Source organism: Ralstonia sp. OTU4908, from assembly GCF_038440115.1.
Lineage (GTDB): Bacteria > Pseudomonadota > Gammaproteobacteria > Burkholderiales > Burkholderiaceae > Ralstonia > Ralstonia pickettii.
In genome coordinates, this window is the sequence record NZ_JASATD010000012.1 from 19,258 (window position 1) to 30,763 (window position 11,506).

The following is an 11,506-nucleotide window of genomic DNA, read 5'->3' on the forward strand; positions in this document are numbered from 1 at the left end:
CCTAAGTAATTGCGTTGAGTGCCTGGAACCGTGGGGCCGGGGCCGCCTCGATGGCGCCGGAGGGGGTGGTCTGGTAGATACCCCGTGCCGCGTTGTGCGGATGCCGCGCCGCCTCGGCCAGGCTGAGCACGGGCGCGAAGCAGGCGTCGCTGCCTTCGAGCAACGCGCACCAGTGCGCCCTGGGTTGGCTGCGGATGAGGGCCGCAATGCGCTCCTTCAGCGCTGGCCACGTCGTCGTGTCGTACTGGTCGGCAGGGTTCACGTCCGTCAGGCCCAGCTTCGACAGCAGCAGTGCGTGGAACGCGGGCTCCACCACCGCGAGGCTGATGAAGCCGCCGTCGGCACAGGCGTACACGTCATAGAACGGCGAATCGTGAAACGGGCTCGGCTTCGTGCCGTCGATCTGCCCATTGGCGCGAATCCAATGCACCAGCGTGCCCATCATGGCCACGATGTCGATGATGGCGGCATCCACGACCCGGCCGCGGCCACTGCCCCTACCGTTACCGCGCGCATCGACCAGCGCGCAGGCGACACCGAAGGCCATGCCCAGCGCCCCGGCCGCGTCCCCGAGCACCGAGGGCGGCACGATGGGCATCTGCCCCTTGCGGGCCGACAGCGACAGCAGGCCCGTCAGCGCCACGTAGTTCAGGTCGTGGCCAGCGGCCCGGGAGAGCGGGCCGTCCTGGCCCCAGCCCGTCATCCGGCCATAGACCAGCTTGGGGTTGCGCGCCGCGCATTCGGCGGGGCCGAACCCCAGCCGTTCCATCACGCCGGGGCGAAAGCCTTCGATCAGAACGTCGGACTGGCCGATCAGATCCAGGGCGCGCGCCTTGCCGCCGGGCGACTTCAGGTCGGTGATCTCGACCGTCTTGCCCCGGTGCAGCGGGTTGGCCGCCGCCCCGCCCAGCGGCTGCGCCCCGGCGGCCTGCTCGGCCCGTGTCAGCGCAATCACCTCGGCACCCATGTCGGCCAGCATCATGGCGGCCAGCGGGCCCGGCCCGATCCCTTCGAACTCCACCACACGGACGCCGTGCAGTGGCTTTTGCAGCATGTGCGAGGCGTTCACAGCTTCCTCGCAATCAGTTCTTTCATGACCTCGTTCGCGCCGCCGTAGATCTTCTGCACGCGCGAGGTGGTGTACATGCGCGCGATCGGGTATTCGTACATGTAGCCGTAGCCGCCGAACATCTGCAGGCACTCGTCCACCACGCGGCACTGCTGCTCGCTGCACCACCACTTGGCCATGTACGCGGCTTCGGCGTCGAGCTTTCCGTCCAGCAGCCGCTGGATGCAGTCGTTGACGAAGGTGCGCACCACGTGAGCGGTGGTGGCGATCTCGGCCAGCTTGTGGCGCGTGGTCTGCATCTCGAACAGCGGTGCGCCGAAAATCTTGCGCTCCTTCGTGTATTCGACGGTGAGTTCCAGGGCCCGGTCGATGATGGCCGCCGCAGGCACGGCGATGGTCATGCGTTCGTAGGGCAACTGGCCCATCAACTGCTTGAAACCAAGCCCTTCGACGCCCCCCAGGACTTGATCGACCGGCACGCGCACCCCGTCGAAGAAGAGTTCGGCGGTGTCCGACGCATGCAGGCCGATCTTGTCGAGCAGGCGGCCCACGCGGAACCCTGGCAGGTTCTCGGTCTCCACCACGATCAGCGAAAGGCCTCGGCTGCCCGCCTCGCCGGTGCGTGCGACCACAATCAGCAGATTGCAGGTGTAGCCGTTGGTGATGAAGGTCTTGGCACCGTCGATCACGTAGTGGTCGCCATCACGGCGCGCGCGGGTGGCGATGGCCTTGAGGTCCGTCCCGCAGCCGGGTTCGGTCATCGCAATGCCGAGCAGCATCTCGCCGCTGCTCAGCTTGGGCAGCCAGCGCTGCTTCTGCTCCTCGGTGCCGTAGTCCATGATGTAGTGCGCAGCGATGCTGTTCACCTGGACGTTGTTGGGCATTTCCGCTCTGGTCAACTCATCCTGTACCACCAGCTGGTAGGCAATGCTGGCCCCGGTGCCGCCGTAGGCTTCGGGCATTTCGGGCAGCATGAACCCCATCTCGCCGAAGGGCCGCCAGGTCTCGCGCGGGACGTAGCCCTGTTCGCGCCAAGCGGGCAGGTGCGGAGCCATCTCGGCGGCGATGTAGCGGCGCACCTGGTCGCGAAAGGTCTCGATGTCGCTGTCCATCCAGGGTTGACGGTGCAATTGCGGCAGCATGGGAGCGCTCCTCAGAAGGTTTGTACGATGAAGGTTTGAAAACTTGGCCAGCGATGCGGCCCCGGGTCATGCCCGCATACCCACAACGGGGCGGGCGAAGCGTCGAATCTCTGCGTTCTCAGTCTGTCCAGGGCATATGGTCGGCATTCAGCCCGTGCGCGTCTTGCCCGCCAGTGCATGGCAAGTTGACTTTGCGTGTGCAAGGGAAAGCCCGGCTGACTCGACCGGGCCGATGGCGGAGCCGTGAGCAGTCATGCCGCGTGCATCGCTGGGCGACACTCCAAAGCGTTGTTTGAATGCGCGGCAGAAATGGCTGGTGGAGTTGAAGCCCCAGTGAAAGGCGATCGCCGAGACCTGCAGATGCCGGCAGACCGGGTCAACGAGTGTCCGCCAGCACGCTTGCAATCGGCTTTCCAGGATGTGGCCGACCACCGTGGTATCGCCCTGCGCAAACAGCGCATGAAGGTAACGCAGTGAAATACCGTGCGCCGCGGCGATGCGTGCCGGACTCAGGTCATCCTCTTGAAAATGCTGGGCGATGTAGGCAAGTACTCGTTCGCGCAACGCGGCCATGGCCGTGAATCGAGTGGCGCTCTCCGGCTCTGGCAGCGCAATGTCCAGAAGCCCGATCACCGTGCGGCAAAGGGCGACGTGGGCGGAGGGCGGCACGGCGCCGATCTCCTTTGCCAACCCCATCAGGTGTTGGCTGAGCAGTGAGCCCACGCCTGTGTGACTGTCAATGCGGCAGGCTGCGGGCGGCTGCTTGCGGCCCGGTAGATGCTCGCGCATGAGCTGCCAGGGAATCATCAACGACACGCTGTGGGTTCGTTCCAGCACCTCATAGTCTTGCCGCTGATCGGTACGCCAGAGGAACATGTCGCCCTCGCAGATTGGCGTGTCCCACTGCTGCAACTGTACTCGGCCGCTCAGGTTCAGCTGCAGCCCCAGGCAGAACTCATCGTCGAATGACGAATGTCCAGGAGGAGACTGCTCGACGCAAGCACCGGTCACGGTGCATACCAAGGAGGCTCCGGCGAGTTCGTGTCGCCGCAACTTCGCCTGGAATGCAGCAGGCTTCGCCGGGGAGGAAAGACTCCAGCGCTGGAAGGAGTCCTTGAGGATCGCTTCCGTCGCATCTATCCTGCCCTCGATGGGCGCATGGTCGATGGACCATTCCATGGGTGACTGTTGCAGCACTTGTCGTCTCCTGAATCTGCCCCCAGACGCCGCAGCCCATCGGGACCGGAGCGTCGACACCGTGGCGTGCTTTCGTGCGGCGCTCAGGGTACCCAAGGCATACAGGCAATCGTAGGCAGCGGTGCTTGGCGCGGCAATGACGGATGGTCTCGATCAACTGACAAGGCACCTCTTTCGACGGATGGGGGAGCGAGGCAACCCCGCAGCCGAGCGGCCCTGCGCTAACCTCCCGGCATCGACGGCGAACTGAAGATGCAAGGAGACGATGATGGATCTGGGTGCAATGCTGGCAGGCAAGCGGGTGCTGGTCACGGGGGCCTCGTCGGGCCTGGGCGAGAACTTCGCTCGGCTGGCTGCTGGTTGCAAGGCCAAGGTAGTGATTGGGGCGCGGCGCAAGGCGCGGCTCGACAAACTCGCCCAGGAACTCGAAAAGCTCGGTTCGCCTCAGGTCACGGTGCTGGAAATGGATGTGGCTTCCGAGCAGTCCATCGACGACGCCTTCGCCGAGATAGACGCCTCGGGCACCATCCTCGACGTGGTGGTTAACAACGCCGGGGCTTCCAACGACGCCTTGTCGCTCACGCTGCCTGCGTCCGACTTCGACTCGCTGATGGAGACCAACGTGCGCGGCGTGTGGCTGGTGGCCGCGCGTGCCGCGCAGCGCTGGGTGGATGCGGGGCGGGGAGGCTCAGTCATCAACATCGCATCGATCCTGGGCGAACGCGTGATGCCGGGCGCCATGCTGTATGCCACGTCCAAGGCTGCAGTCGTGCACATGACCAAGAGCCTGGCGCTCGAATGGGCGCGCCACGGCATTCGCGTCAATGCCATCGAGCCGGGCTACATCGACACCGAGATGACCGATGCCATGTGGGATACCGACCATGGCAAGGCGCTTATCAAGCGCATCCCGATGCGCCGCCTGGGTAAGCCGGAGGAGCTCAACGGTCTGTTCCTGCTGTTCGCGACCGAGGCCGGGTCGTGGATGACCGGCGCCTGCGTGCCAGTGGATGGCGGGCATCTGTGCTCGTCGCTTTGAGTGCGACCGCGTCGAAGCAGCGCTACGTTTTTTGGGTGCGCGAACGATAGACGCCTGGCGTGCTGCCGGTCCATGACTTGAAGGCCCGCTGGAAGGCGGTGCCGTCGGCGAACCCCAACTCGGCGGCGATGGCGCTCAGCGCGGCATCGGTGCTGGTCAACCGAACGATCGCCATGTCGCGCCGTAACTCGTCCTTCAGCACCTGAAAGGACTTGCCCTCCACGGCCAGATGCCGCTGCAGTGCGCTGACCGACATGTGCAAGCGCTGCGCGGCGACAGTCAGATCGGGCCACTCCGGGCACGCTTGCTGCAATAGCGCGCGCACCCGCGCGCTGGCTGTCCGCTCGATTAGACGCGGGCCGATCAGGTTGCCCGGTGTGGCACGCAAAAAGGTCTGGAGCGCGGCGGTGTCACGGCGCATCGGCTGCGTGAATGCGGATGCCTCGAACCAGACCGCCGACCGCGCCTGCCCGAACCGCAACGTGCCCGAGAAGATTTGGGCATAGTCTGCGGCACGCGGCGGTGGCTCGAAGGCAAAATCGAGCCCTCTGGGCACCAGTCGGCCGCCGTGCAGCCATACCAGCAGACGCCAGAAAACGCGCAACAGCAGCCCGTGCAGGAAGTCTGAATGTTTGCCCAGGGCGTGGCGCACGTCCAGAGCAGCACCCTTGAGCAAGCCATCAGAGACGGGCACAAGCGCCACGTCGTCCTGCAGCAGGGCGAAGGATGCACTCACGCGCTGCAAGGCGGCTGCCAGCGTCTTGGCCCCGAGCGTAGAGCGAGCCATCAGCGCAAAGCTGCCGCAGCGCAACGGCCGACCGTGTAGATGGCCTAGGCATTCGTCGTCCAAGCTGTTCTTCACGGCACTGAAGAGTGCGATGTATTGCTCTATGGTCACACGCGACTGCTCCAGATGCAGCAGCGACTCGGCGATGCGGGCCTGCGCCAGAACGCCATCCAGCCAGGACTCGGTGGCCAGTCCTTTGCTGCGCGCGCCGTCGAGCAGGCCATGCACGGCAAAAACAGGAACAGTGACGACGGGTTTCAACATGGTCAAAGGGAGCAACGATAGCTGGCGCTGAATCCGAAATTACACCAAGAAAACGGCCCGCTAACGATGTAGCGTCCGGCTGCGGTCAACCGGATTTTGCCTTGTGCATACAAAGTCAACTCGCCATGCACTGGCGGGCAAGACGCGTATGTGCCGAGTGCCCAGAATACCGCTTGGTAGCACACCCAGGGACGACCCGTGGACGTTCGGCATCGATGCATTCGCATGAATGCTTCTTCGGCAACGGCATGTCGGTGTGCTCACCCGAATAGCCCAGCAACCAGGAGAGAGTGAATGTCTGTCTGCGCCGTGCCTTTGCGCAACATGCTGATTGATGCGGTGATGCGCGAACGTCGTTCCGTGCGCGCCTTTCTGCCGACCCCGGTGTCGCAAGAAGCGGTGGCCCAGATTCTGTCGGTGGCAGCCAGCGCGCCCAGTGGCACCAACACCCAGCCGTGGCATGTCATTGCCGTGGCGGGCGAGGCGAGGAAGCGCCTATGCGACCGTGTATTGCACGCCTTTCACCATGAAGAGGGAGAGCACCAGTCCGAATACGACATCTACCCGGCCGAGTTCTTCGAGCCCTACCTGACCAGGCGGCGTCGGTGCGGTTTCGCTCTTTATGCCGCAGTCGGAATCTCCAAGGGAGATACGGATGCCATGCGCGCTCAACATGCACGCAACTTTGCCTTCTTCGATGCGCCGGTCGGTTTGATCTTCACCTTGGACCGGCGCATGGTGCAGAGCAGTTGGGTGGACTACGGGATGTTCTTACAGAACATCATGCTGGCGGCCCGCGCACGAGGCCTGGATACCTGTTCGCAGATGGCGTGGACCCTTTACCCGCGCCTTCTGGCTGAAGCCCTGCAAATCCCGGACGGGCAGATGGTCCTGTGCGGCATGGCACTGGGCTATGCCGACCCGGCGGCCGTGGTGAACCGCGTGCGCACCGAGCGTGAGCCGGTCGAGAACTTCACACGCTTCAGCGGCTTCTAGAAATCTTGTCATACCAACTAATCGCGTCGTAAGCCGCCTGAGAAATTCAGCCGCCCTGAAGCGGTTGATCGACCGGGCCTTGTCCTGGTGGGTAGGGTCATGCATGGATGTATGCCCTATGGGGCAGACGGGTTGAACCCACAAAGAGGAGTAAGCAATGTCTACCTACGCCGCGCCCTTGCGCGACATGCTGTTCACGATGAAGGAAGTCGGAGGCCTGGATGCGATCTGTGCCCAGCCGGGCCATGAAGAAACCACGCCCGACCTGGTCGAGGCCATCCTGCAGGAGGCTGCCCACTACGCCACCGGCGTGCTTGATCCGCTGAACCGCACCGGCGACGTGCAGGGCGCGCGCTGGCACGACGGCCAGGTCACGCCAGCCGATGGCTTTCGCGAAGCCTGGGCCAGCTTCTGCGAGAACGGCTGGAACGGCATGCCCGCTGCCACCGAATGGGGCGGCCAGGGCCTGCCCACGCTGGTGTCCACAGCCGGGCTGGAGATGTGGAAGTCGTCCAACCTCGCGTTCAGCCTGTGCCAGATGCTCACGCTGGGCGCGGTGGAAGCCATTGCGCACCATGGCAGCGACGCACTCAAGCGCCGCTTCCTGGAGCCCATGGTCGCGGGCCGCTGGACCGGCACCATGAACCTCACCGAGCCCCAAGCAGGCTCCGACTTGGCCGCGCTGCGCAGTCGCGCCGTGCCCGAAGGCGACCATTACCGCGTCAGCGGAAACAAGATCTTCATCACCTGGGGCGAGCACGACATGGCCGAGAACATCGTCCACCTCGTGCTGGCGCGCCTGCCCGATGCACCGCCCGGCGTGAAAGGCATCTCGCTGTTCCTGTGCCCGAAGTACCTGGTCAACGACGACGGCTCCCTGGGCGAACGCAACGACCTGGCCTGCACCTCCATCGAGCACAAGATGGGCATCCACGGCAGCCCCACGGCGTCGATGAGCTTTGGCGACTGCGGGGGCGCGATCGGCTACCTGGTCGGCGAGCCGAACCAGGGGCTGGCCTGCATGTTCACGATGATGAACCATGCGCGGCTGAACGTCGGCCTTGAAGGCGTGGGCATCGCCGAGCGCGCCTACCAGCGCGCACGCGCCTACGCGCTGGAGCGGGTGCAGGGCAAGCCACTGCTCAGCGGCAGCACCACCATCGCCGGCCACCCGGACGTGCGGCGCATGCTGATGGACATGAAGGCCCGCACCGAGGCCATGCGCGCATTGGCCTATTTCTGCGCCGGCCAGATGGACCGCGCCGCAGGCCACGCCGACGCGCAAGAGCGCGAGCAGGCGCTGGCCCTGGTCGGCCTGCTGATCCCGGTGGTCAAGGGCTGGTGCACCGACAGCGCACAGGGCATCACGTCCGATGGTGTGCAGGTGCATGGCGGCATGGGTTACGTCGAGGAAACCGGCGCCTCACAGCACTTGCGCGACGCGCGCATCACGACCATCTACGAAGGCACGACGGGCATCCAGGCCAACGACCTGATTGGCCGCAAGCTGGCGCGCGAGGGCGGGCGCACGCTGAAGGCACTGCTGGGCCGCATCGACGGCGATGCGCGCCGGTTGGCCGAGATGCCCGATGCCGCGCTGGCGCAGATCGGCGGCGTGTTAGCGGCTTCGGCGCGTGCGCTGGGGGACGCGGCCGACTGGCTGCTGGCCCACGACGACCAACCCGCGCAGTGCGCGGCGGGCGCCGTGCCCTTCTTGCGGCTGGCGGGCACGGTGATCGGCGGCTGGCTGTCGGCGCGCATGGCCGAAGCCGCCACTGCGCAACTCGCGGCGAGATCTGGCGATGCGGGCTTTCTCGGCGCCAAGCGTGCCACGGCCAGCCACTACGCAGCGCATGTCCTAGTGCAGGCGCCGATGTTGCGCGACATCGTCACGGGCGGCGCCGCCAGCACGCTGGCCCTGGCGGATGATCAACTCTGAATGATCCTGAAAGGAAACCCTCCCATGAAAATCCTGGTTCCCGTCAAGCGGGTGGTTGACTACAACGTCAAGGTCCGCGTCCAGAGCGATGGCAGCGGCGTGGACATCGCCAATGTCAAAATGAGCATGAACCCCTTCGACGAGATTGCCGTCGAAGAGGCTGTGCGGCTCAAGGAGAAAGGCGCGGCAACGGAGATCGTCGCCGTCTCGTGCGGCGTGTCCCAATGCCAGGAGACGCTGCGCACCGCCATGGCCATCGGTGCCGACCGCGGCATCCTGGTCGAGACCAATGAAGAACTGCAGCCGCTGGCCGTGGCTAAGCTGCTCAAGGCCCTGATCGACAATGAACAGCCCGGCCTCGTGATCCTGGGCAAGCAGGCCATCGACGACGACTGCAACCAGACCGGCCAGATGCTGGCGGCGCTGGCCGACCTGCCGCAAGCCACCTTCGCCTCCAAGGTCGAGATCGCCGGCGACAAGGCAGCCGTGACCCGCGAAGTGGACGGCGGCCTGGAAACCCTCAGCCTTACGCTGCCCGCCGTCATCACCGCCGACCTGCGCCTGAACGAGCCGCGCTACGTCACGCTGCCCAACATCATGAAGGCCAAGAAAAAGCCGCTGGACACCGTCAAGCCCGAAGACCTCGGCGTGGACGTGGCCCCGCGCCTGAAGACCTTGAAGGTCAGCGAACCCGCCAAGCGCGGCGCCGGCGTGAAGGTGGCCGACGTGGCCGCCCTGGTCGAGAAACTCAAGAACGAAGCGAAGGTGATCTGACATGACCGTACTCGTAATCGCTGAACACGACAACGCGACCATCAAGGGCGCGACGCTCAACACCGTGACGGCCGCCGCAGCCTGCGGCGGCGACGTGCACGTGCTGGTGGCCGGCCACAACGCCGGCGCTGCCGCACAGCAAGCCAGCCAGATCGCCGGCGTTGCCAAGGTCATCCACGCCGACGGCGCCAGCCTGGCCCACGGCCTCGCCGAGAACGTGGCCGCCCAGGTGCTGGCACTCCATGGCAGTGGTGCCGGCAACTACAGCCACATCCTGTTCCCCGCCACCGCCAGCGGCAAGAACGTGGCCCCGCGCGTGGCTGCCAAGCTCGACGTCGCCCAGATCAGCGACATCACCAAGGTCATCTCCGCCGATACCTTCGAGCGCCCCATCTACGCCGGCAACGCCATCGCCACCGTGCAGTCTGCTGATGCCGTGAAGGTCATCACCGTGCGCACCACCGGCTTTGACGCCGCCGCCGCCACGGGTGGCAGCGCCGCTGTCGAAACCGCTGCTGCGGCCGCCGACGCTGGCAAGAGCAGCTACGTGGGCAGCGAGATCGCCAAGAGCGACCGCCCCGAACTCACCGCCGCCAAGATCATCGTGTCTGGTGGCCGTGCGCTGGGCAGCAAGGAAAAGTTCGACGAAGTCATCACCCCCCTGGCCGACAAGCTGGGCGCTGCCATCGGCGCCAGCCGTGCTGCCGTGGATGCGGGCTACGCCCCCAACGACCTGCAAGTGGGCCAGACGGGCAAGATCGTCGCGCCGCAGTTGTACATTGCCGCCGGCATCTCGGGCGCCATCCAGCACCTGGCCGGCATGAAGGACTCCAAGGTGATCGTGGCGATCAACAAGGACCCCGAGGCCCCGATCTTCAGCGTGGCCGACTACGGGCTGGAGGCGGACCTTTTCGCAGTTGTGCCGGAATTCGTCAAGGCCTTTTAAATTGGATGAGATACACCATGGAGCTTCGGCATTTACGTTGCTTTATAGCGGTGGCCGAAGAACTTCACTTCGGCCGCGCAGCGGAAAAGCTGCACATCGATCAGTCCCCTTTGTCGCGCACCATCAAGGAGATAGAGGAAGAGCTCGGGGCGCAACTGTTCACGCGAACCACGCGAAGCACCCGCCTGACCTTTGCCGGAATGGCATTCCTGGAGCGGGTGCCGCGAATCTTCGAAGCTCTGAAACAGGCGTGTGACGGCGTCAAGTCCGCCGCCAGTGGGTTTCAGCGACAGTTGCGCATCGCTTTGTCCGATGGCATCACGCCCTCGCGAATGCCGACGCTGCTGGCACAGTGCCGAGCGGAAGATCCAGAGATTGATGTTCGGCTATTTGAGGTGCCGTTGGATCAACAGATCAAGGGTCTGCACGATGACCTGTATGACGTCGGCTTTTCGATGGCCGAAGAGGTGGGCGACGGCATTGTGGTCAGGCCTGCATGGGAAGACGAACTGATGGTGGCGGTCCCAGCTCGCCATCCTGTTCTGGCCCACAAGCACGTGCCGTTGGAAGAAGTGTTGCGCTATCCGCTGGCGCTATGCGATCCGGCGATATGCGAAGGCCATGCACGCCAAGTTGATCGCGTTTTGCAGCGCTACGAGCAACAGCCACTGATCGCCCAGCGCGTGGCGTCCTATGAGGTGATGATGACCTTGGTCTCAGCCGGATTGGCGCTCGGTTTGGCGGGCGCCGCGCACATTGCATCCGGCCGTGGGCCAGGTGTTGTGGCCCGGCGCTTGGCGGGCAAGCCGCAGATGCTGGCCACGTATCTGCTGCACCGTGACGTGGAGCCCTCCGAAATGCTGGCCCGGTTCATCGAACGAGTGGCCTCCATTGATTCGGCGGATGGCTCCAGCGCCGCCGAGGACTCCTGATCCACCTGCTGAAAGGACCCAAGCCATGACCCGATTCCTGCCGCTGCTGATGGTTGCCGCACTGACGGGCTGTGGACCATCCCAACCGACGGAAACCGTGGACTTCCTCGTTGCCCATCCCGAGCGCCTCAAAGAAGTCCAGCGCCTGTGCAAGGAAGACCGCGCGAAGGCAGGAGAAGAACTCTGCCGCCGTGCGGCCGAAGCCGCCAACCGGCGTTTCTTCGGCGATCGGCCGGAACAGCAATCCAAATAGCGCCCCGCGCCGTCGCCTGGCCGCGACAGAGTTCTTGCTGTTACCTCATCACGCCGCAGCGCGCTCGCGCATGCGGCATTTTTATTGCCTTCGCCACAGCAAGAAGTCTGGCCATTTTGGCCTGAATCCCCGCTATAACGGTCTTTGACCGACCTGCACGCTCGCCTT

11 protein-coding genes are annotated in these 11,506 nt (G+C 64.9%); 7 read left to right on the forward strand and 4 right to left on the reverse strand.

The features are described 5' to 3' along the window. Nucleotide 1: 1 nt before the first annotated feature. The 3 genes from AAHM38_RS12640 to AAHM38_RS12650 all read right to left on the reverse strand — a co-directional run bounded on the left by AAHM38_RS12640 (nucleotide 2) and on the right by AAHM38_RS12650 (nucleotide 3,390). Nucleotides 2–1,054 (reverse strand): CaiB/BaiF CoA transferase family protein, encoded by a 1,053-nt coding sequence (locus AAHM38_RS12640; RefSeq protein ID WP_035884637.1) that lies wholly within the window; start codon nucleotides 1,052–1,054, stop codon nucleotides 2–4. An 11-nt stretch (nucleotides 1,055–1,065) separates the two neighbouring features. Then, nucleotides 1,066–2,211, reverse strand: coding sequence for an acyl-CoA dehydrogenase family protein (locus AAHM38_RS12645; protein WP_016452528.1), 1,146 nt, complete (start codon nucleotides 2,209–2,211; stop codon nucleotides 1,066–1,068). Nucleotides 2,212–2,358: 147 nt separating this feature from the next. Beyond that, on the reverse strand, nucleotides 2,359–3,390 hold the full coding sequence (locus tag AAHM38_RS12650) for a helix-turn-helix domain-containing protein (RefSeq protein WP_017405984.1): 1,032 nt from the start codon (nucleotides 3,388–3,390) through the stop codon (nucleotides 2,359–2,361). Nucleotides 3,391–3,673: 283 nt separating this feature from the next. On the opposite strand from AAHM38_RS12650, the gene AAHM38_RS12655 reads away from it, so the two are divergent. Further along, nucleotides 3,674–4,447: an SDR family NAD(P)-dependent oxidoreductase gene (locus tag AAHM38_RS12655; protein WP_017405983.1), complete on the forward strand. Its 774-nt coding sequence runs from the start codon at nucleotides 3,674–3,676 to the stop codon at nucleotides 4,445–4,447. Between the two features lie 22 nt (nucleotides 4,448–4,469). Here the strand turns inward: AAHM38_RS12655 and AAHM38_RS12660 are convergent, their stop codons facing one another. Beyond that, entirely contained in the window at nucleotides 4,470–5,498 is a 1,029-nt protein-coding gene (locus AAHM38_RS12660) for an AraC family transcriptional regulator (RefSeq protein ID WP_016452525.1), read from the reverse strand. Between the two features lie 294 nt (nucleotides 5,499–5,792). On the opposite strand from AAHM38_RS12660, the gene AAHM38_RS12665 reads away from it, so the two are divergent. From AAHM38_RS12665 to AAHM38_RS12690, 6 genes are all read left to right on the forward strand, one after another. After that, nucleotides 5,793–6,494, forward strand: a complete 702-nt coding sequence (locus AAHM38_RS12665; RefSeq protein WP_016452524.1) for a nitroreductase — start codon at nucleotides 5,793–5,795, stop codon at nucleotides 6,492–6,494. Between the two features lie 157 nt (nucleotides 6,495–6,651). Continuing rightward, complete coding sequence (locus AAHM38_RS12670; RefSeq protein WP_182552934.1) at nucleotides 6,652–8,433, forward strand: acyl-CoA dehydrogenase; 1,782 nt, start codon at nucleotides 6,652–6,654, stop codon at nucleotides 8,431–8,433. A gap of 24 nt (nucleotides 8,434–8,457) precedes the next feature. Then, nucleotides 8,458–9,207, forward strand: a complete 750-nt coding sequence (locus AAHM38_RS12675) for an electron transfer flavoprotein subunit beta/FixA family protein (RefSeq protein WP_035884627.1) — start codon at nucleotides 8,458–8,460, stop codon at nucleotides 9,205–9,207. A 1-nt stretch (nucleotide 9,208) separates the two neighbouring features. Further along, nucleotides 9,209–10,153, forward strand: a complete 945-nt coding sequence (locus tag AAHM38_RS12680; protein ID WP_026382503.1) for an electron transfer flavoprotein subunit alpha/FixB family protein — start codon at nucleotides 9,209–9,211, stop codon at nucleotides 10,151–10,153. 17 nt (nucleotides 10,154–10,170) lie between these two features. Beyond that, entirely contained in the window at nucleotides 10,171–11,085 is a 915-nt protein-coding gene (locus AAHM38_RS12685) for a LysR substrate-binding domain-containing protein (RefSeq protein WP_016452520.1), read from the forward strand. Nucleotides 11,086–11,110: 25 nt separating this feature from the next. Next, nucleotides 11,111–11,338: an EexN family lipoprotein gene (locus AAHM38_RS12690; protein ID WP_016452519.1), complete on the forward strand. Its 228-nt coding sequence runs from the start codon at nucleotides 11,111–11,113 to the stop codon at nucleotides 11,336–11,338. Nucleotides 11,339–11,506: the final 168 nt, after the last annotated feature.